Origin of the sequence: Citrobacter sp. CK195 (assembly GCF_030333365.1) — a bacterium.
Taxonomy (GTDB): Bacteria; Pseudomonadota; Gammaproteobacteria; order Enterobacterales; family Enterobacteriaceae; genus Citrobacter_B; species Citrobacter_B koseri.
Window position 1 is genome coordinate 1 of record NZ_JAOWGB010000020.1, and the last position, 22,556, is coordinate 22,556.

At 53.9% G+C, this 22,556-nt stretch carries 22 protein-coding genes and 2 tRNA genes; 18 read left to right on the forward strand and 6 right to left on the reverse strand.

Going from position 1 to position 22,556, the window contains the following annotated elements:
• Nucleotides 1–2: 2 nt before the first annotated feature.
• A tRNA-Asp gene (locus tag OGX93_RS02810) sits at nt 3–79 on the forward strand.
• A gap of 8 nt (nt 80–87) precedes the next feature.
• Nucleotides 88–163 (forward strand) — tRNA-Trp (locus OGX93_RS02815).
• Nucleotides 164–266: 103 nt separating this feature from the next.
• Here OGX93_RS02815 and hdfR read toward each other — a convergent pair.
• Nucleotides 267–1,112 (reverse strand): HTH-type transcriptional regulator HdfR, encoded by an 846-nt coding sequence (gene hdfR, locus OGX93_RS02820; protein ID WP_012131114.1) that lies wholly within the window; start codon nt 1,110–1,112, stop codon nt 267–269.
• Nucleotides 1,113–1,218: 106 nt separating this feature from the next.
• On the opposite strand from hdfR, the gene maoP reads away from it, so the two are divergent.
• Complete coding sequence (gene maoP / locus OGX93_RS02825; RefSeq protein ID WP_012131115.1) at nt 1,219–1,557, forward strand: macrodomain Ori organization protein MaoP; 339 nt, start codon at nt 1,219–1,221, stop codon at nt 1,555–1,557.
• Between the two features lie 26 nt (nt 1,558–1,583).
• Here the strand turns inward: maoP and OGX93_RS02830 are convergent, their stop codons facing one another.
• On the reverse strand, nt 1,584–3,104 hold the full coding sequence (locus tag OGX93_RS02830; RefSeq protein WP_286487768.1) for a YifB family Mg chelatase-like AAA ATPase: 1,521 nt from the start codon (nt 3,102–3,104) through the stop codon (nt 1,584–1,586).
• A gap of 350 nt (nt 3,105–3,454) precedes the next feature.
• On the opposite strand from OGX93_RS02830, the gene ilvL reads away from it, so the two are divergent.
• The 7 genes from ilvL (at nt 3,455) to ilvA (ending at nt 10,010) form a co-directional block, all read left to right on the forward strand.
• Nucleotides 3,455–3,553, forward strand: coding sequence for an ilv operon leader peptide (gene ilvL / locus OGX93_RS02835; protein ID WP_001311244.1), 99 nt, complete (start codon nt 3,455–3,457; stop codon nt 3,551–3,553).
• 86 nt (nt 3,554–3,639) lie between these two features.
• Complete coding sequence (gene ilvX, locus OGX93_RS22285; protein ID WP_202401504.1) at nt 3,640–3,690, forward strand: peptide IlvX; 51 nt, start codon at nt 3,640–3,642, stop codon at nt 3,688–3,690.
• Between the two features lie 2 nt (nt 3,691–3,692).
• Nucleotides 3,693–5,339, forward strand: a complete 1,647-nt coding sequence (gene ilvG, locus OGX93_RS02840) for an acetolactate synthase 2 catalytic subunit (RefSeq protein ID WP_286449437.1) — start codon at nt 3,693–3,695, stop codon at nt 5,337–5,339.
• Entirely contained in the window at nt 5,336–5,599 is a 264-nt protein-coding gene (gene ilvM / locus OGX93_RS02845) for an acetolactate synthase 2 small subunit (RefSeq protein WP_012131119.1), read from the forward strand. The genes ilvG and ilvM overlap by 4 nt, the downstream gene beginning before the upstream one ends.
• A 17-nt stretch (nt 5,600–5,616) precedes the next feature.
• Nucleotides 5,617–6,546 (forward strand): branched-chain-amino-acid transaminase, encoded by a 930-nt coding sequence (gene ilvE, locus OGX93_RS02850; protein WP_012131120.1) that lies wholly within the window; start codon nt 5,617–5,619, stop codon nt 6,544–6,546.
• Between the two features lie 66 nt (nt 6,547–6,612).
• A complete protein-coding gene (gene ilvD, locus OGX93_RS02855; protein ID WP_024130091.1) occupies nt 6,613–8,463 on the forward strand; it encodes a dihydroxy-acid dehydratase in 1,851 nt (616 codons plus the stop codon).
• Nucleotides 8,464–8,465: 2 nt separating this feature from the next.
• The gene (ilvA, locus tag OGX93_RS02860; RefSeq protein ID WP_024130092.1) at nt 8,466–10,010 is read left to right on the forward strand and encodes a threonine ammonia-lyase, biosynthetic; all 1,545 of its coding nucleotides are present in this window, start codon (nt 8,466–8,468) and stop codon (nt 10,008–10,010) included.
• 94 nt (nt 10,011–10,104) lie between these two features.
• Here ilvA and ilvY read toward each other — a convergent pair whose 3' ends face one another.
• Nucleotides 10,105–10,995, reverse strand: a complete 891-nt coding sequence (gene ilvY, locus OGX93_RS02865; protein ID WP_049009056.1) for an HTH-type transcriptional activator IlvY — start codon at nt 10,993–10,995, stop codon at nt 10,105–10,107.
• 165 nt (nt 10,996–11,160) lie between these two features.
• Here ilvY and ilvC point away from each other — a divergent pair, with 165 nt between their 5' ends.
• The gene (ilvC, locus tag OGX93_RS02870) at nt 11,161–12,636 is read left to right on the forward strand and encodes a ketol-acid reductoisomerase (protein ID WP_012131124.1); all 1,476 of its coding nucleotides are present in this window, start codon (nt 11,161–11,163) and stop codon (nt 12,634–12,636) included.
• A 121-nt stretch (nt 12,637–12,757) separates the two neighbouring features.
• On the opposite strand, the gene ppiC is transcribed toward ilvC, so the two are convergent.
• Complete coding sequence (ppiC, locus tag OGX93_RS02875; RefSeq protein WP_001140251.1) at nt 12,758–13,039, reverse strand: peptidylprolyl isomerase PpiC; 282 nt, start codon at nt 13,037–13,039, stop codon at nt 12,758–12,760.
• A 194-nt stretch (nt 13,040–13,233) separates the two neighbouring features.
• Here ppiC and OGX93_RS02880 point away from each other — a divergent pair, with 194 nt between their 5' ends.
• From OGX93_RS02880 to rep, 4 genes are all read left to right on the forward strand, one after another.
• Complete coding sequence (locus OGX93_RS02880; RefSeq protein ID WP_286449439.1) at nt 13,234–13,935, forward strand: Crp/Fnr family transcriptional regulator; 702 nt, start codon at nt 13,234–13,236, stop codon at nt 13,933–13,935.
• 28 nt (nt 13,936–13,963) lie between these two features.
• Nucleotides 13,964–14,707, forward strand: coding sequence for a nucleoside phosphorylase (locus tag OGX93_RS02885; protein WP_134769931.1), 744 nt, complete (start codon nt 13,964–13,966; stop codon nt 14,705–14,707).
• A complete protein-coding gene (gene pnuC, locus OGX93_RS02890; protein WP_275376329.1) occupies nt 14,707–15,435 on the forward strand; it encodes a nicotinamide riboside transporter PnuC in 729 nt (242 codons plus the stop codon). The genes OGX93_RS02885 and pnuC overlap by 1 nt, the downstream gene beginning before the upstream one ends.
• 99 nt (nt 15,436–15,534) lie before the next feature.
• The gene (gene rep, locus OGX93_RS02895; RefSeq protein WP_047460028.1) at nt 15,535–17,556 is read left to right on the forward strand and encodes a DNA helicase Rep; all 2,022 of its coding nucleotides are present in this window, start codon (nt 15,535–15,537) and stop codon (nt 17,554–17,556) included.
• A gap of 47 nt (nt 17,557–17,603) precedes the next feature.
• Here the strand turns inward: rep and gppA are convergent, their stop codons facing one another.
• The gene (gene gppA / locus OGX93_RS02900; protein WP_012131131.1) at nt 17,604–19,088 is read right to left on the reverse strand and encodes a guanosine-5'-triphosphate,3'-diphosphate diphosphatase; all 1,485 of its coding nucleotides are present in this window, start codon (nt 19,086–19,088) and stop codon (nt 17,604–17,606) included.
• A gap of 8 nt (nt 19,089–19,096) precedes the next feature.
• Nucleotides 19,097–20,362: an ATP-dependent RNA helicase RhlB gene (rhlB, locus tag OGX93_RS02905; RefSeq protein WP_012131132.1), complete on the reverse strand. Its 1,266-nt coding sequence runs from the start codon at nt 20,360–20,362 to the stop codon at nt 19,097–19,099.
• 143 nt (nt 20,363–20,505) lie between these two features.
• Here rhlB and trxA point away from each other — a divergent pair, with 143 nt between their 5' ends.
• The 3 genes from trxA (at nt 20,506) to rho (ending at nt 22,435) form a co-directional block, all read left to right on the forward strand.
• Nucleotides 20,506–20,835 carry a thioredoxin TrxA gene (gene trxA / locus OGX93_RS02910; RefSeq protein ID WP_001280776.1) on the forward strand — a complete coding sequence of 110 codons (330 nt, stop codon included), beginning with the start codon at nt 20,506–20,508 and terminating at the stop codon, nt 20,833–20,835.
• A 169-nt stretch (nt 20,836–21,004) separates the two neighbouring features.
• On the forward strand, nt 21,005–21,097 hold the full coding sequence (locus OGX93_RS02915) for a rho operon leader peptide (protein WP_223849128.1): 93 nt from the start codon (nt 21,005–21,007) through the stop codon (nt 21,095–21,097).
• Between the two features lie 78 nt (nt 21,098–21,175).
• Nucleotides 21,176–22,435, forward strand: coding sequence for a transcription termination factor Rho (gene rho / locus OGX93_RS02920; protein ID WP_002437993.1), 1,260 nt, complete (start codon nt 21,176–21,178; stop codon nt 22,433–22,435).
• Nucleotides 22,436–22,556 lie beyond the last annotated feature (121 nt).

Genomic DNA, 22,556 nt, shown 5'->3' on the forward strand with positions numbered 1-22,556 from the left:
GTGGAGCGGTAGTTCAGTTGGTTAGAATACCTGCCTGTCACGCAGGGGGTCGCGGGTTCGAGTCCCGTCCGTTCCGCCACCCTAATTAGGGGCGTAGTTCAATTGGTAGAGCACCGGTCTCCAAAACCGGGTGTTGGGAGTTCGAGTCTCTCCGCCCCTGCCAGAAAATTATCCTTAGCATTTGCTAAGGATTTTTTTTGCCTGAAAAACGGCCCCCGGCATATCCATTCAACTCCTTTCCCGGCATCCTTGCCATTGCTGTCCCTTTAATCTTCCAGGACGTTTGTTTTTAACAGATCGCGGATCAACGTATGTTTATCGCTATTTTGTAGCCATATTGCATATAACGGGCGTGAAAGCGTAGCGCTGTCGGCAACGGTATGAAGCCCGCCTTTTTCTTTGGCCCAGCCAACAGGAAGCCAGCTGCATCCATTAAGAGCAGACAGTTGCTGTCTCGCCAGTTCAGCTGAACTGGTGGTAAGAACGGGAACCTCATCGCTCGCAATCAAACCCACTTCATGCTGTTGAAAATCAGGCCCCCACTCAAGACGCAGATAATTTAATTCATCTTTCATCTGTGATGGGCTGCTGCAATACAATGCGAGTGTGAAATGTCCCAGCAATTGGCTGCTAAACTCATCCATTTTTGGTGCTTCGGTGGTAATGAGCAGATCAAGCTGACGTTCATGGAGTTGCTTTACTAACGACTGGCGTTGAGCGATCCTGGCTTCAAATTGCAGACTGGCTTGCGGCTCCAGAGACTGATATAAGCGTGCCAGCCAGCCATTGAGCATGCACTCCCACAGAGAAGCGCTGGCACCGATAGAAAACTCATTATGCCGCGACGTATGCGCCACTTCCTTACGTGCCGCCTGCCACGTATTCATCAGCGTTTCTGCATAGGGTAGTAGCTTTTCACCTGCTGCGGTTAAGCGGATATTGTTTCTGTGCCGGGTGAACAGGTTCACACCAAGCTGATTTTCCAGTTGTCTTATCCGAAAACTGACCGCCGATTGGGTCAGGTAGAGCGCTTCTGCCGCTCGTCCAAAGTGGCGTGTCCGGCTAACTTCCAGGAAAGTTTTTAACAATTCCGTATCCACAACGCTCTCCACAAAATTATTTGTCGTAATGATTTAAATCTTTTGTTTTACACTCTGTCAAGCGTAACTAATACTCCGCGCCATAAATAGCTCGGCCAAAGAATTAGGAGCGTGCAGGATGGCGGAAAGCTTTACGACGACTAATCGATATTTCGACAACAAATATTATCCACGCGGATTCTCTCGTCATGGTGATTTCACCATCAAAGAGGCACAACTGCTTGAACGTCATGGTTATGCCTTCAATGAGTTGGATCTGGGGAAACGTGAGCCAGTAACCGAAGAAGAGAGACTGTTTGTCGCGGTATGCCGTGGCGAACGTGAGCCGGTGACAGAAGCAGAACGCGTCTGGTCTAAATATATGACGCGTATTAAGCGTCCAAAACGTTTCCACACTCTGTCTGGCGGTAAACCGCAGATGGAAGGTGCGGAAGACTACACCGAATCTGACGATTAATAAAAAAAGGGCGAAATGCCCTTTTTTTACGTCAGTAGTTTTTGTAAATGAATCAGTAGCCTGTCTATTGCCCGATAGCCCACAGCCTCCTGCAAATGCAGGCGTGTAATATTCTCCGTTTGTTCCAGATCGGCAATGGTACGGGCAACCTTCAGTAAGCGCTGCCAGGCTCGTATAGACAATCCCAGATGTATCAGCGTCTCCTCCAGCCAGTGCGCATCATCACTGTGTAGAGAGCAGTACTTTCGTATACCCTGGCTGTCCAGATGGGCGTTTAGCTTCCCCTGTCGTTCGTACTGGCGTTTCCGTGCGGATATCACCCGTACTTTCACTGTAGCGCTGTCCTCGCCTTTAACCGCTGCCTGACTGAGTATACCGGGCGGTGGCAGGGGAATTTCGAGCGAGAGATCGAATCGATCGAGAAAGGGGCCGGATAAACGGCTGAGGTAGCGCAACGTCTGTTCCGGGCTACAGCGATTATGGTTCCCCTGATAGTGACCGGTCGGGCTGGGATTCATCGCTGCAACCAGTTGGAAGCGCGCAGGATAGGTGATCTTTGCCCGGGTGCGCGAAAGGTGTATCTGACCAGACTCAATAGGTTCACGCAGCGCATCCAGCGTGCGTCGCTCAAACTCAGGCAGTTCATCCAGAAATAAAATACCGTTGTGCGCCAGCGATATTTCTCCTGGCGCGGGTATTGAACCTCCCCCTACCATTGCCGTTAATGACGCGCTGTGATGAGGCGAGCGGAAAGGACGTCGTTTCCACTGCCTTTGTACCGTATCGGCGTTCACCAGGCTGAGAATCGCCGCGCTTTCCAGCGCTTCTTTGTCGCTTAATGATGGCAGTAGCCCATTAATGCGGCTGGCCAGCATGGTTTTTCCCGTACCTGGCGGGCCTATCAGCAGCAGGTTGTGCCCTCCTGCGGCCGTGATTTCCAGGCCTCGTTTCCCCTGTTCCTGACCGATAACATCACTGAGATCGTCATGCAGTAAACAGGTGTCAGAATCGGTAGAGACTGGTTTCTCAAGATCCTGCTTCCCTTCCAGAAATGCGCATACCGTTTGCAGATGATCTGCAATCAGGCATCCCTCCCCGCTGATTAGCCCAACTTCCGCCGTATTCTCTTTTGCAACAATGATATGTCTGCCTGCCCGAATTGCCTCGGTTGCACTGGATATCGCGCCTGGAACGCCACGTAACGCACCTGTAAGGGCCAGTTCGCCCACCAGTTCATATTCATTAAGCTTATTTGTTGTAAGTTGCTCTGACGCCGCCAGAAGCGCAATTGCGATAGGTAAATCATATCTTCCGCCCTCTTTGGGTAAATCTGCCGGGGCCAGATTAATGGTGATTTTCTTCGCCGGAAATTCATACCCGCTATTGATGATTGCGCTGCGAACCCGATCCCGGGCCTCCTTTACCGTCGTTTCAGGTAGCCCAACCATTGTTAAACCCGGCAGGCCATTACTGATATGCACCTCGATGGTTATTGGCGGCGCATTAACGCCAAGTGCGGCGCGTGTGTGAACAATCGACAGTGACATAACTCCTCCCGTTGAGAGAATTATGCTGCATTAAAAACCAGAAATATCCTGCACGATTGTTAATTTTCGGCGCATATTCCGGTAATTTTATCGCGTTTTCAAAATATGCTTTGCTGTTCGGAAGCGTGCTCGCAAAAAATCACAGATGCGAAAAAAAGATGGGGGTTGCTGTTGTTTATGAGGCAAAAGTGAAAATTTTTCATTTCCTGTTTTTTGTATAAAAAACAATGATTTTTTGCTAAACCGTTAGCTGCGTCAGAAAAATGAAAATAAAAATATCTTGTGCTATTGGCGAAAGCTATGGTAACTCTTTAGGCATTCCTTCGAACAAGATGCAAGAATAGACAAAAATGACAGCCCTTCTACGAGTGATTAGCCTGGTCGTGATTAGCGTGGTGGTGATTATTATCCCACCGTGCGGGGCTGCACTTGGACGAGGAAAGGCTTAGAAATCAAGCCTTAACGAACTAAGACCCCCGCACCGAAAGGTCCGGGGGTTTTTTTTGACCTTAAAAACATAAACGAGGAGCAGATAATGACTAATAGCATAAAATTCTGTTTCTCCAGATTTACGGCGGGGATGTAGCTATGAATGGGGCACAGTGGGTGGTACATGCTTTGCGAGCACAGGGCGTTGAAACCGTTTTTGGTTATCCCGGTGGCGCAATTATGCCGGTTTACGATGCGTTGTATGACGGCGGCGTGGAACATCTGTTGTGTCGTCACGAGCAGGGTGCGGCGATGGCGGCAATCGGCTATGCGCGTTCAACGGGCAAAACGGGCGTCTGTATCGCCACGTCCGGCCCTGGCGCTACCAATTTGATCACCGGTCTGGCTGACGCACTGTTAGATTCCGTGCCGGTTGTGGCCATCACGGGTCAGGTTTCCGCTCCGTTCATCGGAACGGACGCTTTTCAGGAGGTTGATGTGCTGGGGCTGTCGTTGGCATGTACGAAGCACAGCTTCCTCGTGCAATCGCTGGAAGAGCTGCCGCGCATCATGGCTGAGGCTTTCCGGGTTGCGAACTCGGGTCGTCCTGGCCCTGTTCTGGTTGATATCCCCAAAGATATCCAGTTAGCCAATGGTTCACTGGAGCCGTATTTCACCACCGTTGAAAACGAAACGGCTTTCCCGCACGCGGATGTTGAGCTGGCGCGTCGGATGATGGCGCAGGCGCAAAAACCGATGCTGTACGTGGGCGGCGGCGTAGGCATGGCACAGGCCGTACCCGCGCTGCGTGAATTTATCGCTGCGACGCAAATGCCGGTGACCTGCACGTTAAAAGGCTTGGGTGCGGTGGATGCCGACTATCCGTATTATCTCGGTATGTTGGGGATGCATGGCACCAAAGCGGCAAACTTTGCGGTGCAGGAGTGCGATCTGCTGATTGCCGTAGGGGCGCGTTTTGATGACCGGGTGACGGGCAAGCTGAATACCTTTGCGCCGAACGCCAGCGTGATCCACATGGATATCGATCCGGCGGAAATGAACAAACTGCGTCAGGCGCATGTCGCGTTGCAGGGCGATCTGAACGCATTATTGCCCGCGTTACAGCAACCGTTAAATATTGACGCCTGGCGTCAGCACAATGCTGAACTGCGTACTGAGCACGCCTGGCGTTACGATCATCCCGGTGAAGCCATCTATGCGCCGCTGCTGTTAAAACAGTTGTCGGAACGTAAACCCGCAGACAGCGTGGTGACAACGGATGTGGGCCAGCATCAGATGTGGTCCGCGCAGCATATGACGTACTCGCGCCCGGAGAATTTCATCACCTCCAGCGGCTTAGGTACGATGGGTTTTGGCCTGCCTGCGGCGGTTGGCGCGCAGGTTGCGAGGCCGAATGATACCGTTATCTGTATCTCCGGTGACGGCTCTTTCATGATGAATGTACAAGAGTTGGGCACCGTAAAACGCAAGCAGTTGCCGTTGAAGATTGTCTTACTCGATAACCAGCGGTTAGGCATGGTTCGACAATGGCAACAACTGTTTTTCCAGGAACGATATAGCGAAACCACCCTTACCGATAACCCCGATTTCCTCATGTTAGCCAGCGCCTTCGGCATTCCTGGCCAACACATCACCCGTAAAGACCAGGTTGAAGCGGCGCTCGACACCATGCTGAACAGTGATGGGCCATACCTGCTTCATGTCTCAATCGACGAACTTGAGAATGTCTGGCCCCTGGTGCCGCCTGGCGCCAGTAACTCAGAAATGCTGGAGAAATTATCATGATGCAACATCAGGTCAATGTGGCAGCTCGTTTCAACCCGGAAACGTTAGAACGTGTTTTACGCGTGGTTCGCCACCGTGGTTTTCAGGTGTGCTCCATGAATATGGAAGCCGCCACCGATGCGCAAAATATAAATATCGAATTGACCGTTGCCAGCCCCCGGTCGGTCGACTTACTGTTTAGTCAGTTAAGTAAACTGGTAGATGTTGCACATGTTGCTATCTGCCAGAGCACAACCACATCACAACAAATCCGCGCCTGAGCGCAAAAGGAAGAAAAATGACGACGAAAAAAGCTGATTACATCTGGTTCAATGGTGAGATGATTCGTTGGGAAGATGCGAAGGTTCATGTGATGTCCCACGCACTGCACTACGGTACTTCCGTGTTTGAAGGGATCCGTTGCTACGACTCTCACAAAGGTCCAGTGGTGTTCCGCCATCGTGAACACATGCAGCGTTTGCATGATTCAGCCAAAATCTATCGTTTTCCCGTCTCCCAGAGCGTTGATGAGCTGATGGAAGCCTGCCGCGATGTTATCCGTAAAAACAACCTGACCAGCGCATATATTCGTCCGCTGGTGTTTGTGGGCGATGTGGGGATGGGCGTTAACCCGCCTCCGGGGTACAGCACTGACGTCATCATCGCGGCGTTCCCGTGGGGCGCATACCTGGGCGCAGAAGCGCTGGATCAGGGGATCGATGCGATGGTTTCTTCCTGGAACCGCGCAGCGCCAAATACCATTCCGACAGCGGCAAAAGCGGGCGGTAACTACCTTTCTTCACTGCTGGTAGGGAGTGAAGCGCGTCGTCATGGCTACCAGGAAGGTATCGCGTTGGATGTGAATGGTTATATTTCCGAAGGCGCAGGCGAAAACCTGTTTGAAGTGAAAGATGGCGTGTTGTTTACCCCGCCGTTTACCTCCTCCGCGCTGCCAGGTATTACCCGTGATGCGATCATCAAGCTGGCGAAAGAGCTGGATATCGAAGTGCGTGAGCAGGTGCTGTCTCGCGAATCTCTGTATCTGGCGGACGAAGTGTTTATGTCCGGTACTGCGGCAGAGATCACACCGGTTCGCAGCGTGGACGGTATCCAGGTAGGCGAAGGCCGCTGCGGTCCGGTCACTAAACGTATTCAGCAAGCATTCTTTGGCCTCTTCACCGGTGAAACCGAAGATAAATGGGGCTGGTTGGATCAGGTAAATCCATAAATTAAAAATAAATGGGACGGCACGCACCGTCCCATTTAACAGACAGACACTGGGAGTAAATTACGCATGCCTAAGTATCGTTCCGCCACAACCACACATGGTCGCAATATGGCGGGTGCCCGCGCGCTGTGGCGCGCCACCGGGATGACCGATGCCGATTTTGGCAAACCGATCATCGCTGTCGTGAACTCATTCACCCAGTTTGTGCCGGGTCACGTTCACCTGCGCGATCTCGGTAAACTGGTCGCCGAACAGATTGAAGCCGCTGGCGGCGTCGCCAAAGAGTTCAACACCATTGCCGTGGATGATGGCATCGCTATGGGTCACGGGGGCATGCTGTATTCACTGCCGTCTCGCGAACTGATCGCCGACTCGGTGGAGTACATGGTGAACGCCCACTGTGCGGATGCGATGGTCTGTATCTCCAACTGCGACAAAATCACCCCAGGGATGCTGATGGCCTCGCTGCGCCTGAACATTCCGGTAATTTTTGTCTCCGGCGGCCCGATGGAAGCCGGGAAAACCAAACTTTCCGATCAGATCATCAAGCTCGATCTGGTTGATGCGATGATTCAGGGCGCGGACCCGAAAGTTTCTGACGATCAGAGCAATCAGGTCGAACGCTCCGCCTGCCCGACCTGTGGGTCGTGTTCCGGGATGTTCACCGCTAACTCAATGAACTGCCTGACGGAAGCGCTGGGCCTGTCGCAGCCGGGCAACGGCTCGTTGCTGGCAACCCACGCCGATCGCAAGCAGCTGTTCCTCAATGCCGGTAAGCGCATTGTTGAGCTGACTAAACGTTACTACGAGCAGGATGACGCTTCCGCACTGCCGCGTAATATTGCCAGTAAAGCGGCGTTTGAAAACGCCATGACGCTGGATATCGCTATGGGCGGTTCGACCAACACCGTTTTACACCTGCTGGCGGCGGCGCAGGAAGCGGAAATCGACTTCACCATGAGTGATATCGACAAGCTTTCCCGCAAGGTTCCACAGTTGTGTAAAGTCGCGCCAAGTACGCAGAAATACCACATGGAAGACGTCCACCGCGCAGGCGGCGTGCTGGGTATTCTGGGCGAGCTGGATCGCGCCGGGCTGATGAATCGCGATGTAAAAAACGTGCTGGGTCTGACGCTGCCGCAAACGCTGGAGCAGTACGACGTTATGGTCAGCCAGAATGAAGCGGTAAAACAGATGTTCCGTGCAGGCCCGGCGGGTATCCGCACGACGCAGGCGTTCTCGCAGGATTGCCGCTGGGATTCGCTGGATACCGACCGCGCCGAAGGCTGCATTCGCTCGCTGGAACATGCCTACAGCAAAGATGGCGGTCTGGCTGTGCTCTACGGTAACTTTGCTGAAAACGGCTGTATCGTAAAAACCGCAGGCGTGGATGACAGCATCCTGAAATTTACCGGCCCGGCGAAAGTCTATGAAAGCCAGGACGATGCGGTTGAGGCGATCCTCGGCGGTAAGGTGGTTGCCGGTGATGTGGTGGTTATTCGCTACGAAGGGCCTAAGGGTGGGCCTGGTATGCAGGAAATGCTCTATCCGACCACCTTCCTGAAATCGATGGGGCTGGGTAAAGCCTGTGCGCTGATCACCGATGGCCGTTTCTCCGGCGGCACGTCTGGCCTCTCTATCGGTCACGTCTCACCGGAAGCGGCCAGCGGCGGTAATATTGCCATCATCGAAGATGGCGACATGATTGCTATTGATATTCCAAACCGTGGTATTCAACTGCAACTGAGCGATGCGGAAATCGCCGCGCGTCGCGAAGCGCAGGAAGCCCGTGGTGATAAAGCCTGGACGCCGAAAGATCGTCAGCGTCCGGTCTCCTTTGCGCTGCGTGCTTATGCCAGCCTGGCGACCAGCGCCGATAAAGGCGCGGTACGCGATAAATCGAAGCTGGGAGGTTGATGATGGCCGAGTCGCAACCCCTGTCAGCCGCCCCGGAAGGGGCGGAGTACCTGCGTGCGGTACTCCGCGCGCCGGTATATGAAGCAGCGCAGGTGACGCCGCTGCAAAAAATGGAAAAACTCTCTTCGCGCCTCGACAACGTTATTCTCGTGAAGCGTGAAGACAGGCAGCCTGTACACAGCTTCAAGCTGCGCGGAGCCTACGCGATGATGGCGGGGCTCACCGAAGAACAAAAAGCCCACGGCGTTATCACCGCATCGGCGGGTAACCATGCTCAGGGCGTGGCGTTCTCCTCCGCGCGTTTGGGTGTGAAAGCATTGATTGTGATGCCGCTGGCGACCGCCGATATCAAAGTGGACGCGGTGCGTGGGTTTGGCGGGGAAGTGCTGCTGCACGGCGCGAACTTTGATGAAGCGAAAGCAAAAGCTATCGAGCTGGCGCAACAGCAGGGCTTTACCTGGGTTCCGCCGTTCGATCATCCGATGGTGATTGCCGGGCAGGGCACGCTGGCGCTGGAACTGCTCCAGCAGGATGCGCATCTCGACCGCGTATTCGTGCCGGTTGGCGGCGGTGGACTGGCGGCAGGCGTAGCGGTGCTCATCAAACAGCTGATGCCGCAAATCAAAGTGATCGCCGTTGAAGCGGAAGATTCGGCCTGCCTGAAAGCGGCGCTGGATGCCGGTCATCCGGTGGATCTCCCGCGTGTGGGACTGTTTGCCGAAGGCGTGGCGGTTAAACGTATCGGCGATGAAACCTTCCGTCTGTGCCAGGAATATCTCGACGACATTATCACCGTTGACAGCGATGCGATTTGCGCAGCGATGAAAGATCTGTTCGAGGATGTGCGTGCGGTGGCGGAACCTTCCGGTGCGCTGGCGCTGGCGGGAATGAAAAAATACATCGCCCAACACAATATTCGCGGCGAACGCCTGGCGCATGTGCTTTCTGGCGCGAATGTGAACTTTCATGGTCTGCGCTATGTGTCTGAACGCTGCGAGCTGGGTGAACAGCGCGAAGCGCTGCTGGCGGTGACTATCCCGGAAGAGAAAGGCAGCTTCCTGAAGTTTTGTCAGCTGCTGGGCGGCCGTTCCGTTACCGAATTTAACTACCGTTTTGCCGACGCTCAAGATGCCTGCATTTTTGTCGGCGTCCGTCTGAGCCGTGGACTGGAAGAGCGCAAAGAGATTCTCGCGCTGCTGCATGAAGGCGGCTACAGCGTGGTGGATCTCTCCGACGACGAAATGGCGAAACTGCATGTGCGCTATATGGTTGGCGGACGCCCATCGAAACCGTTGCAGGAACGTCTGTACAGTTTCGAATTTCCAGAGTCACCCGGCGCGCTGCTGAAGTTTCTGCACACGCTGGGAACGCACTGGAATATTTCGCTGTTCCACTATCGCAGCCACGGCACCGACTATGGTCGTGTGCTGGCGGCGTTCGAACTGGGCGAAAACGAGCCAGATTTCGAAACCCGGCTGAATGAGTTGGGCTACGAGTGCCACAACGAAAGCGACAACCCGGCGTTCCGCTTTTTCCTGGCGGGTTAGGGTGTTCGGGAAAATGCCTGATGGCGCTGCGCTTATCAGGCCTACGTTCTTTTGAGCCGTAGGCCGGATAAGGCGCTTGCGCCGCCATCCGGCATTAGTGGCCAGGCAGTAAATTCCAGAACGCATCAATAAGCGGCTCATGCAGCCGCTTTTTTTGTGCGCAAACGCCCAGCTCAAACGGCGTTTTCTCGTCGCTGCGCTCCAGGATCATCACGCGGTTACGCACGGGTTCAGGGCTATTTTCCAATACCACTTCTGGCAGCAGCGCCACGCCGCAGCCGAGCGCGACCATTGACACCATCGCTTCATGTCCACCGACCGTCGCGTATATCGACGGATTGCTGATTTTCTGACGGCGGAACCACAGCTCAATACGGCGACGCACCGGGCCTTGATCGGCCATGATAAACGGCACCGTTGACCAGTCGGGTTTATCCACTGAGACCTGATTTCGCACCGGGCAAGGCAATGCGGGAGCTATCAGCACCACCGCCAGATTCTCCAGCATTGAGAACGCGACCGCGCCGGGCAGGGTTTCCGGTTTACCAGCAATCGCCAGATCCGCCTCGCCCGTCACCACTTTTTCCATCGCATCGGCGGCATCGCCGGTGGTGAGTTTGATTTCCACAGAGGGATGCTCCGCCCGGAAACGGTCAAGAATGGGCGGCAGATGGCTATAAGCGGCAGTGACCGAGCAGAAGATATGCAGCTCGCCCGACAGCGACGGGCCTTGTTGGTCGATGGTGTGACGTAACTGCTGATACTGCAACAGCGTTTGCTGGGCGAACGTTCGCAGCTCTTCTCCCGCTTCGGTGAGCGTAACGGTACGGTTATCGCGAATGAACAGCGGCTGGCCGAGATCCTCTTCGAGGCGTTGAATCTGCCGGGAGAGCGTGGAAGGGCTGACGTGCATTGCCCGCGCGCTGCGGCCAAAATGGCGACTTTCCGCCAGATGCAGGAAGGTTTTCAGATCGCGTAAATCCACTGGCTTTACTCCCGATGTCTACGTTGCATAAATTGCAATGTGATGTTGTGAATATATCAATTTCCGCAATAAATTTCCTGTCATATAGTGAGTTCATTCTCTCTTGCACAGACACGGCAAGCGAACCGAACAATAAGCACGACACAACATCACGGAGTTACAGATATGGCTAACTACTTTAATACACTGAATCTGCGCCAGCAGTTGGCGCAACTGGGTAAATGTCGCTTTATGGGCCGCGATGAATTTGCCGATGGCGCGAGCTACCTTCAGGGTAAAAAAGTGGTCATCGTCGGCTGTGGCGCCCAGGGGCTGAACCAGGGCCTGAACATGCGTGACTCCGGTCTGGATATCGCCTACGCCCTGCGTAAAGAGGCGATTGCCGAGAAACGTGCTTCCTGGCGTAAAGCGACCGAAAACGGCTTCAAAGTGGGGACTTACGAAGAGCTGATCCCGCAGGCTGATCTGGTGGTTAACCTGACGCCGGACAAACAGCACTCCGACGTGGTGCGTTCCGTACAGCCGCTGATGAAAGACGGCGCGGCGCTGGGTTACTCCCACGGTTTCAACATCGTGGAAGTGGGCGAGCAGATCCGCAAAGATATCACCGTGGTGATGGTGGCGCCGAAGTGCCCGGGTACTGAAGTCCGTGAAGAGTACAAACGTGGTTTCGGTGTACCGACGCTGATCGCTGTTCACCCGGAAAACGATCCGAAAGGCGAAGGAATGGCGATTGCTAAAGCATGGGCGGCGGCAACTGGCGGTCATCGTGCGGGCGTGCTGGAGTCCTCCTTCGTGGCGGAAGTGAAATCTGACCTGATGGGCGAGCAGACCATCCTGTGCGGTATGCTGCAAGCGGGTTCTCTGCTGTGCTTCGATAAGCTGGTGGAAGAAGGTACTGACCCGGCATATGCGGAAAAACTGATTCAGTACGGCTGGGAAACTATCACCGAAGCGCTGAAGCAGGGCGGCATTACGCTGATGATGGATCGTCTGTCCAATCCGGCAAAACTGCGTGCTTATGCGCTGTCTGAACAGCTGAAAACCATCATGGCGCCGCTGTTCCAGAAACACATGGACGACATCATCTCCGGTGAATTCTCCTCCGGCATGATGGCGGACTGGGCGAACGATGATAAGAAACTGCTGACCTGGCGCGAAGAGACCGGTAAAACCGCATTCGAAACCGCGCCGCAGTATGAAGGTAAAATCGGTGAGCAGGAGTACTTCGATAAAGGCGTTCTGATGATCGCGATGGTGAAAGCGGGCGTTGAGCTGGCATTCGAAACCATGGTGGATTCCGGCATCATCGAAGAGTCTGCGTACTATGAGTCACTGCACGAACTGCCGCTGATCGCCAACACTATCGCCCGTAAGCGTCTGTATGAAATGAACGTGGTTATCTCTGATACCGCCGAGTACGGCAACTACCTGTTCTCTTACGCTTGCGTACCGTTGCTGAAAGCGTTCATGACTGAAATTCAACCGGGCGATCTGGGTAAAGCGATTGCTGAAGGTGCGGTTGACAACGCACAGCTGCGTGATGTGAACGAAGCGATTCGTGGTCACGCTATTGAGAAAGTGGGCCAGAAACTGCGTGGCTATATGACGGATATGAAACGCATTGCGGTAGCTGGCTAAACAGGTTGTCGGGTGGCGCTAGCGCTTACCCGACCTACAAAAAGCCATTATTTCGTAGGCCGGGTAAGCGTTAGCGCCATCCGGCAAAAAAGCCCGGTGTTTATACTCACCGGGCTTTTTATTAGTTGCGATACAGCACCTTAATGATGTGGTATCCGAACTGGGTGTGCAGTGGGCCGGTTGGCTCCAGCACCGGGCAGGAGAAGACCACTTTGTCGAACGCCGGAACCATCTGGCCCTGACGAAACTCACCTAAGTCACCGCCTCTTTTGCCTGACGGGCAGATAGAGTGCTTTTTCGCCAGTTTGCCGAAGTCGGCGCCATTCTTGATTTGTTCCAGAAGATCCAGCGCCAGCTTCTCTTCTTTTACCAGGATATGCAGTGCTGCTGCGGTTTTCGCCATTATTTCGCTCTCATGTCTCAAAGGTTGCCCGCCACTTTATCATTCCTTAGGGCGTCGGACATATACTCTTCGCCATCGCAGGACAGATGTCCCTCCGGGTTTAATGAACCGGGAGATGAACGACACTTTTATCAGACATATTCCCTCTGCAACAGGACAGCCGTCCTGTCTTTCCATCTCAGGAGAGAGATAACATGAGCTCAATGAAAAACGCAGAATTTTCAGGCGACTGGCTGACAGGGCTAATCCAAATCGTACGCGATCCGCAGCTGTATGAGCTGCTCAAATATTGCCCGCTGGACATCATGCAGCGCTGGCGCGTTGAGGAAATACCTCGCGGAGCGCTGATTTGCCGTCAGGGCGACATTTGTCGGCAATTCTCGCTGATTGTTTCCGGTGAGGTGGATGTCTTTTACGAAGCTGAAGACGGGCGCCGTTATCGGCAGGCACATTACCGCAAAGGCGACATGCTGGGCGAGCTGGAGATTTTTGAGTCGCGGCATTACATCTGTTCGGTGATGGCGGTTGGTAGCGTTCAGTTGTTAAGCCTGCCGCAGGCGGATTTTCATCGCTGGCTGGCGCTGGATAACCATTTTAACCAGCGGATGCTGCGCTTTTTCAGCCAGCAATATTATCAGTTGTCGAAAAAAGCCAGCAGCGACAATTTGTACTCGCTGTATCAACGGGTTTGCCAGGCATTATGGCAGCGATATCAACATGATGAATCGACCACGATTTTGCTGGATAAACAAAATCTCAGTCAGGAATTTGCGGCGACGACGCGCAGTATCAACCGTATTTTGCACGATCTGAAATCGCTGAAAATTATTGATACCGACGGTGAGCGGATCGTCTTATTAGCCCCTGAAAAACTGAAACAGGAGGCGGAGATCTGAGTCCCTCAGCACAGTAAGGAGACAGAAGATGCAACCCCATATTCGATTAAGCAATAGCATGACCGGTACGCGGTATGCGCTATTGCCCGGCGATCCCGAGCGGGTGGACAGGATCGCCCACTTTCTTGATAACCCTGAGATACTGGGGCAAAACCGGGAATTTCGGGCGGCGCGCGGCACATATAAAGGGATTGAGATTCTGGTGCTGTCGACGGGAATCGGCGGGCCATCAACGGCCATTGCCATTGAAGAGTTACGGCAAATTGGTGTAGACACGCTGATTCGCATCGGTAGCTGTGGGGCATTGCAGGATACGCTGGCGCTGGGCGATCTGATTATCGCCAACGGTGCGGTCGCCGATGACGGCACCAGCAAAACCTACGCGCCAGCCTGCTATCCGGCCTGCGCAGACCCGCAGCTTATCGCCACGTTGATCCAGCAGGCGAAGCAGATGAACATTCCTGCGATTTGCGGACTGGTGCGCAGCCACGACAGCTTTTATACCGATCGTGAAGCTGAACTGGATGCGGAATGGTCAGCGCGCGGCATTCTCGGGGCGGATATGGAAACGGCGGCGCTGATGGTGGTCGGCGCATTACGTGGGCTGCGTACGGCGTCGTTGCTGAACGTGGTCGTTGCCCACAACGGCTGTCTGGACAGCAGTATTAATGATTATGTTCAACAGGAAACGCTGTGCCTGCGGGGTGAAGAACGTCAGATTTCCCTGGCGCTACAGGCCATTTATTTCGATAGCCAGCAAGGAGAGCAGTGATGGACTTTTTCAGTATTAACAACGTGATGGTCAACATTCCTCTCGGCGAAGGCGGGTATGCGCTGTCGTGGATTGAGGCTATCGGCACGGTCTTTGGTTTATTGTGCATCTGGTGCGCCAGCCGGGAAAAAATCATCAATTACCTGTTTGGTCTGATTAATGTCACCCTGTTTGCCGCGATCTTTTTCCAGATTCAGCTATATGCCAGCCTGTTGCTTCAGGTGTTCTTCTTTGCCGCCAATATCTATGGCTGGTATGCGTGGAGCCGTCAGAATGAGGCGCAAGAGGCGGCGCTGAAGGTGCGCTGGCTCTCCCGCCAGCAAACGCTGGTGCTGAGCGGTGTGTGTATTGTCGCCATCCTGCTGATGACGCGGTTTATCGACCCGGTGTTCGCCATGCTGACCCATATTATGCTCGGGATGCTGCAAACGGTAGGGGTTCAGGTGATGATGCCAGAGCTACAGCCGGACGCGTTCCCGTTCTGGGATTCCACCATGCTGGTGCTGTCGATCGCGGCGATGGTGCTGATGACTCGCAAATATGTGGAAAACTGGCTGCTGTGGGTGCTTATCGACGTCATTAGCGTGGTGATTTACGCAGTACAGGGCGTCTATGCGATGTCGCTGGAGTATGTCCTGCTAACGGCGATTGCGATTATGGGATCGTACAGCTGGATCCTGAGCGCAAAACGCAACGGCTATGCGCCGCTTGCCGCCAGCGCCACCTGATTAACGCTTTCCAGGCTGTCTGAAAGGGCAGCCTGTTACTCCCTCGGCCCTGCTTTCTGCTACAATCTTTCCCCCGTTCGAAGATTGAGCAATATTCCCATGCGTTTAAACCCCGGCCAACAACACGCTGTCGAATTCGTCACCGGCCCCTGCCTGGTGCTGGCGGGCGCGGGTTCTGGTAAGACTCGCGTTATTACCAATAAAATCGCCCATCTGATTCGTGGTTGCGGCTATCAGGCGCGCCATATTGCGGCAGTGACCTTTACCAATAAAGCGGCACGTGAAATGAAAGAGCGTGTCGGGCAAACGCTGGGGCGTAAAGAGGCGCGCGGGCTGATGATCTCCACTTTCCATACGTTGGGGCTGGATATCATCAAACGTGAATATGCGGCGTTGGGGATGAAATCGAACTTTTCGCTGTTTGACGATACCGATCAGGTCGCATTGCTGAAAGAGCTGACTGACGGTCTGATTGAAGATGACAAAGTTATCTTGCAACAGCTGATCTCGACGATCTCTAACTGGAAAAACGATCTGATGACGCCCGCTCAGGCGGCGGCAAGCGCAAAAGGGGAGCGCGACCGCATCTTCGCTCACTGTTATGGTCTGTACGATGCACATCTGAAGGCCTGCAATGTGCTCGATTTTGATGACCTGATTCTATTGCCGACGCTGCTGCTACAGCGTAATGAAGAGGTGCGTGAGCGCTGGCAGAACAGGATTCGCTATCTGCTGGTGGATGAATACCAGGATACCAACACCAGTCAGTATGAACTGGTGAAGCTGCTGGTAGGAAGCCGCGCGCGCTTTACGGTGGTGGGTGATGATGACCAGTCGATCTACTCCTGGCGCGGCGCGCGTCCGCAAAACCTGGTGTTGTTGAGTAAGGATTTCCCGGCGCTACAGGTGATCAAGCTGGAGCAGAACTATCGTTCCTCCGGGCGCATTCTGAAAGCGGCGAATATCCTGATTGCCAATAACCCCCACGTCTTTGAAAAACGCCTCTTTTCTGAACTGGGTTATGGCGCGGAACTCAAGGTGCTGAGCGCGAACAATGAAGAACACGAGGCCGAACGCGTTACCGGCGAGCTGATTGCCCATCACTTTGTGAATAAGACTGAATACAAGGATTACGCCATTCTGTATCGCGGGAACCACCAGTCGCGGGTGTTTGAAAAATTCCTTATGCAGAACCGTATTCCCTACAAAATTTCTGGCGGCACGTCGTTCTTCTCCCGCCCGGAGATTAAAGACCTGCTGGCCTATCTGCGCGTACTGACCAACCCGGATGATGACAGCGCTTTCCTGCGGATTGTGAATACGCCAAAACGAGAAATCGGCCCGGCCACGCTGCAAAAGCTGGGCGAATGGGCGATGGCGCGCAACAAGAGTCTGTTTACCGCCAGTTTTGATGTGGGGCTGAACCAGACGCTGACCGGGCGCGGCTATGATTCACTGACCCGCTTTACCCATTGGCTGGGGGAAATTCAGCGTCTGGCGGAGCGTGAGCCGATTGCCGCCGTGCGCGATCTCATCCACGGTATTGATTACGAATCCTGGTTGTATGAGACCTCGCCGAGCCCAAAAGCGGCGGAAATGCGCATGAAGAACGTCAACCAGCTGTTTAGCTGGATGACCGAAATGCTTGAAGGTAACGAACTTGACGAACCCATGACGCTCACCCAGGTGGTGACGCGCTTTACGCTACGCGACATGATGGAGCGTGGTGAAAGTGAAGAAGAGTTGGATCAGGTACAGCTCATGACGCTGCATGCCTCGAAAGGGCTGGAGTTCCCGTACGTGTTTATGGTGGGAATGGAAGAAGGATTCCTGCCGCACCAGAGCAGCATTGACGAAGACAATATCGATGAGGAGCGCCGTCTGGCCTATGTGGGGATCACCCGCGCGCAGAAAGAGCTGATCTTCACGCTGTGCAAAGAGCGTCGTCAGTACGGCGAACTGGTGCGCCCGGAACCAAGCCGCTTTTTGCTGGAACTGCCGCAGGACGATCTTATCTGGGAGCAGGAGCGTAAAGTGGTAACGGCTGAGGAGCGGATGCAGAAAGGGCAGGCCAGCATAGCCAATATCCGCGCCATGATGGCGAAAGCAAAAGCGAAGTAGGTATTTTCCAGGCCGGATAAGCGTAAGCGCCATCCGGCAGCCAGCATCTAATGAACGTCCAAAGGCCAGTGGACATAGCTTTGCCACTGGCTTTCCTGATCGATCAACTCTTTACCCAGCGGGTGATGCTCCAGCCACCCTTGCGGCAAGGTTAACGTCAGATTCTCATCCTGCGCCTGCAACGTAATCTGTGGCACCAGATCGTCACGGCGACGGCTGGCAAAAATGATCGCCAGACGCAACAGGCGACAAAGATGTTCAGCGACGCGCGGCGGCACCGCATTCTGCTGGTGGAGGGAAGAGAGGTCGATCGGGTTGGTCTGATTTAACAACAGGGTGGCTAACAGCTTCTTTTGCGCGGGGGTGAATCCCGGTAAATCCAGATTACGCACCAGATAAGCCGCGTGCTGCGGCGCCTGTTTAAAATCAACGCTCAGGCCGATTTCATGCAGCTGACAGGCACTGGTCAGGAGTTCGCGACTGATCGGCTCAAGATGCCACTTATCTTCCACCTGATCGAGAAAGTTTACCGCCAGATCCGCTACGCGATGCGCCTGTTCGGTATCGACCATAAATCGACGCTGAATGTTACGCAGCGTGCGGCTGCGAATATCCTGATCCACCGCCAGATGCAGCATGCCATACACCAACCCTTCGCGCAGCGCTCCGCCTGCAAGCGTCATACACTGGATGTCCAGTTCGGTGAAAATCGCGATCAGAATGGCCAGACCGCTGGGGAATACCAGCGCGCGTTCCAGCGTTAACCCTTCAATTTCCAGCTCTTCCAGACGGCCGCAATGAATTGCGCGTTGCTTCAGCTGTTGAAGTTTCGCCAATGTGATGCGCTCATCCATGCCCTGCGCCATCATGATTTCCTGCAACGCCTGGACGGTGCCAGACGCGCCTACGCAGACTTTCCAGCCATGCTTGCGTAGCTCATCGGCGACCGGACGCAGCACTTCACGCGCGGCTTTTTCCGCTTCATCGAAGTTTTCTTGCGCCAGATTGCGATCGGTAAAGTAGCGTTCAAGCCAGGTGACGCAGCCCATTGACAGGCTAAACAGAGAGGTGGTTTGTGCGCCGGTTCCGGTGACCAGTTCGGTGCTGGCGCCGCCAATATCGACCACCAGACGCTGATCGGCGCCGCCGGTGGTATGGGCAACACCCTGATAAATCAGCCGCGCTTCTTCTTCGCCGCTAATGACCTGGACAGGGCAACCGAGGATCTCCTGCGCTTTGGCGATAAACTCGCCCGCATTGACGGCGAGACGCAGCGTTGCCGTGGCGACGACGCAGATTTGCGGTTGAGGAATATCCTGTAGGCGTTCAGCGAAAAGGCGCAGGCATTGCCAGCCGCGCTCCATTGCTTCAGCGGAAAGCGAATTATCACTGTTCAGGCCCGCAGCCAGACGCACCTTGCGCTTAATTCGCGTGAGCGTCTGGATGCTTCCAGCCACCTCGCGTACGACCAGCATATGAAAACTATTGGAACCGAGATCAATTGCGGCATACAGCGAAGTGGAAGTGAGCATATATTACGTTAACCTGAACGACGACGATTACGCGGCGCGCCGGTGCGACGCGGTCCATTGCCTGGGCGCGAGCGCGTCAGGCGCAACGGCTTCGGCAAATTGGTCATCAGCGCTTCCGGGTTATATTTGCTGACCGGGATAGAGTGACCAATATAAGCCTCAATGGCAGGCAGGTTCAGCGCGTACTCTTCACAGGCCAGGCTGATAGAGTGACCGCTCGCTCCTGCGCGACCCGTACGTCCGATACGGTGAACGTAGTCTTCGCAGTCATCCGGCAGGTCATAGTTAAAGACGTGCGTTACGGCCGGAATGTGCAGACCGCGCGCGGCAACGTCGGTTGCGACGAGGATATCGAGATCGCCACGGGTAAACTCGTCGAGAATACGCAGACGTTTTTTCTGCGCAACGTCGCCGGTCAACAGGCCGACACGATGACCGTCAGCTGCCAGATGCCCCCAGATGTCTTCGCAGCGGTGCTTGGTATTGGCGAAAACAATGGCGCGATCCGGCCACTCTTCTTCGATCAGCGTTTGCAGCAAACGCATCTTCTCTTCGTTAGAAGGGTAGAAGAGCTCTTCTTTAATACGGTGGCCTGTCTTTTGTTCCGGTTCCACTTCAACATATTCGGCGTTGTTCATCTGCTCGAACGCCAGTTCGCGAACACGGTAAGAGAGGGTTGCGGAGAACAGCATGTTCAGACGCTGATTGGCCGGCGGCATGCGGCGGAACAGCCAGCGGATGTCTTTAATAAAGCCCAGATCGTACATGCGATCGGCTTCATCCAATACGACGACCTGAATGGCGCCGAGGTTAATGTGGTTTTGTTTCGCGTAGTCGATCAGACGACCCGTGGTGCCGATCAGAATATCGACGCCGCTTTCCAGCACTTTCAGCTGTTTGTCGTAGCCGTCACCGCCGTAGGCCAGGCCTAATTTCAGGCCGGTGGTCTGCGCCAGCGGTTCCGCATCGGCGTGGATCTGCACGGCCAACTCACGCGTCGGCGCCATAATTAAGGCGCGCGGCTGGTTCACCTTGCGATCGTCAATCGCGGGATGAGAGAGAAGATAATGAAACGAAGACGTCAGGAACGCCATCGTTTTTCCGGTTCCGGTTTGCGCCTGCCCTGCGACATCACGACCCGCCAGCGTTAGCGGGAGGGCCAATGCCTGAATGGGCGTACAATTATGAAACCCTTTATTTTCAAGGGCTTCTATCACCTTTGGGTGCAGGGCGAAGTCGGAAAACTTCTGTTCTGTTAAATGTGTTTTGCTCATAGTGTGGTAGAATATCAGCTTACTATTGCTTTACGAAAGCGTATCCGGTGAAATAAAGTCAACCTTTAGTTGGTTAATGCGACATCAACACGTCGTTGATGAAGGCGAAACCAACACACCAGGCTTATTCCTGTGGAGTTATTATGAGCGATAAAATTATTCACCTGACTGACGACAGTTTTGACACGGATGTACTCAAAGCGGACGGGGCTATCCTCGTTGATTTCTGGGCAGAGTGGTGCGGACCGTGCAAAATGATCGCCCCGATTCTGGATGAAATCGCTGACGAATATCAGGGCAAATTGACGGTTGCTAAACTGAACATCGACCAAAACCCAGGCACCGCGCCGAAGTATGGTATCCGTGGCATCCCGACCCTGCTGTTGTTCAAAAACGGTGAAGTCGCAGCAACCAAAGTGGGCGCACTGTCCAAAGGTCAGCTGAAAGAGTTCCTCGACGCCAACCTGGCGTAAGACGGAAGTTTCATGTTCGGGTGACCAGCATCCTAAATTATTCGGATGACTGGACGCCCGGCTTGAGTCGTGCTAACTTAGTGTTGACTTCGTATTAAACATACCTTATTAAGTTTGAGTCTTGTTTTTTCCAACGCTTCCCGTTTTTTCTCGCGCGAGAAGTGAACAGATTCCTGGCTTGTCACTCAATCCGTCTTGTCGTTTCAGTTCTGTGTACTTTCCTGTGACCAGACAGCGAACAGACATGAGTTGGTGGCCGTAAACAGGCATGGATGATCCTGCCATACCATTCACAACATTAAGTTCGAGATTTACCCCAAGTTTAAGAACTCACACCATTATGAATCTTACCGAATTAAAGAATACGCCGGTTTCTGAGCTGATCACTCTCGGCGAAAATATGGGGCTGGAAAACCTGGCTCGTATGCGCAAGCAGGACATTATTTTTGCCATCCTGAAGCAGCACGCAAAGAGTGGCGAAGATATCTTTGGTGACGGTGTGCTGGAGATATTGCAGGATGGATTTGGTTTCCTCCGCTCTGCAGACAGCTCCTACCTCGCCGGTCCTGATGACATCTACGTTTCTCCCAGCCAAATCCGCCGTTTCAACCTCCGCACTGGTGACACCATTTCTGGTAAGATTCGCCCGCCAAAAGAAGGCGAACGTTACTTTGCGCTGTTGAAAGTTAACGAAGTTAACTACGACAAACCTGAAAACGCCCGTAATAAAATCCTCTTTGAGAACTTAACGCCGCTGCACGCGAACTCACGTCTGCGTATGGAACGTGGTAACGGTTCTACTGAAGATTTAACGGCTCGCGTACTGGATCTGGCTTCCCCGATTGGCCGTGGTCAGCGTGGTCTGATCGTCGCACCGCCGAAAGCGGGTAAAACTATGCTGTTGCAGAACATCGCGCAGAGCATTGCTTACAACCACCCTGACTGCGTACTGATGGTGCTGCTGATCGACGAACGTCCAGAAGAAGTGACCGAAATGCAGCGTCTGGTAAAAGGTGAAGTGGTTGCTTCCACCTTCGACGAACCGGCATCCCGTCACGTTCAGGTTGCTGAAATGGTAATCGAGAAGGCGAAGCGTCTGGTTGAACACAAAAAAGACGTCATCATTCTGCTCGACTCCATCACTCGTCTGGCTCGCGCCTACAACACCGTGGTTCCGGCTTCTGGTAAAGTCCTGACCGGTGGTGTGGACGCCAACGCCCTGCACCGTCCGAAGCGTTTCTTCGGCGCGGCGCGTAACGTGGAAGAGGGCGGCAGCCTGACCATTATCGCAACGGCGCTGATCGACACCGGTTCTAAGATGGATGAAGTGATCTACGAAGAGTTTAAAGGCACCGGTAACATGGAACTGCACCTCTCCCGTAAGATCGCTGAAAAACGCGTCTTCCCGGCTATCGACTACAACCGTTCCGGTACGCGTAAAGAAGAGCTGCTCACCACTCAGGAAGAGCTACAGAAAATGTGGATCCTGCGCAAAATCATCCATCCGATGGGTGAAATCGACGCGATGGAATTCCTCATTAACAAGCTGGCAATGACCAAGACCAACGACGACTTCTTCGACATGATGAAGCGTTCGTAAGTCCGGCTGATACCGAAAACGCCACGTTTTTACGTGGCGTTTTTCTTTTGCGATTTATCTGATCTGTTAGTCAAATAAACAAGTCATCATCACATTCATTATGTGGAATTGCTGTGGGCTG

What these genes read in the sequence shown, in the direction of transcription:
- maoP (WP_012131115.1), top strand. Translation starts at nt 1,219, where the DNA reads ATGGCGGAAAGCTTTACGACGACTAATCGATATTTCGACAACAAATAT.
- OGX93_RS02830 (WP_286487768.1), bottom strand. Translation starts at nt 3,104, where the DNA reads ATGTCACTGTCGATTGTTCACACACGCGCCGCACTTGGCGTTAATGCG.
- ilvL (WP_001311244.1), top strand. Translation starts at nt 3,455, where the DNA reads ATGACAGCCCTTCTACGAGTGATTAGCCTGGTCGTGATTAGCGTGGTG.
- ilvG (WP_286449437.1), top strand. Translation starts at nt 3,693, where the DNA reads ATGAATGGGGCACAGTGGGTGGTACATGCTTTGCGAGCACAGGGCGTT.
- ilvM (WP_012131119.1), top strand. Translation starts at nt 5,336, where the DNA reads ATGATGCAACATCAGGTCAATGTGGCAGCTCGTTTCAACCCGGAAACG.
- ilvE (WP_012131120.1), top strand. Translation starts at nt 5,617, where the DNA reads ATGACGACGAAAAAAGCTGATTACATCTGGTTCAATGGTGAGATGATT.
- ilvD (WP_024130091.1), top strand. Translation starts at nt 6,613, where the DNA reads ATGCCTAAGTATCGTTCCGCCACAACCACACATGGTCGCAATATGGCG.
- ilvA (WP_024130092.1), top strand. Translation starts at nt 8,466, where the DNA reads ATGGCCGAGTCGCAACCCCTGTCAGCCGCCCCGGAAGGGGCGGAGTAC.
- ilvC (WP_012131124.1), top strand. Translation starts at nt 11,161, where the DNA reads ATGGCTAACTACTTTAATACACTGAATCTGCGCCAGCAGTTGGCGCAA.
- ppiC (WP_001140251.1), bottom strand. Translation starts at nt 13,039, where the DNA reads ATGGCGAAAACCGCAGCAGCACTGCATATCCTGGTAAAAGAAGAGAAG.
- OGX93_RS02880 (WP_286449439.1), top strand. Translation starts at nt 13,234, where the DNA reads ATGAGCTCAATGAAAAACGCAGAATTTTCAGGCGACTGGCTGACAGGG.
- OGX93_RS02885 (WP_134769931.1), top strand. Translation starts at nt 13,964, where the DNA reads ATGCAACCCCATATTCGATTAAGCAATAGCATGACCGGTACGCGGTAT.
- pnuC (WP_275376329.1), top strand. Translation starts at nt 14,707, where the DNA reads ATGGACTTTTTCAGTATTAACAACGTGATGGTCAACATTCCTCTCGGC.
- rep (WP_047460028.1), top strand. Translation starts at nt 15,535, where the DNA reads ATGCGTTTAAACCCCGGCCAACAACACGCTGTCGAATTCGTCACCGGC.
- gppA (WP_012131131.1), bottom strand. Translation starts at nt 19,088, where the DNA reads ATGCTCACTTCCACTTCGCTGTATGCCGCAATTGATCTCGGTTCCAAT.
- rhlB (WP_012131132.1), bottom strand. Translation starts at nt 20,362, where the DNA reads ATGAGCAAAACACATTTAACAGAACAGAAGTTTTCCGACTTCGCCCTG.
- trxA (WP_001280776.1), top strand. Translation starts at nt 20,506, where the DNA reads ATGAGCGATAAAATTATTCACCTGACTGACGACAGTTTTGACACGGAT.
- rho (WP_002437993.1), top strand. Translation starts at nt 21,176, where the DNA reads ATGAATCTTACCGAATTAAAGAATACGCCGGTTTCTGAGCTGATCACT.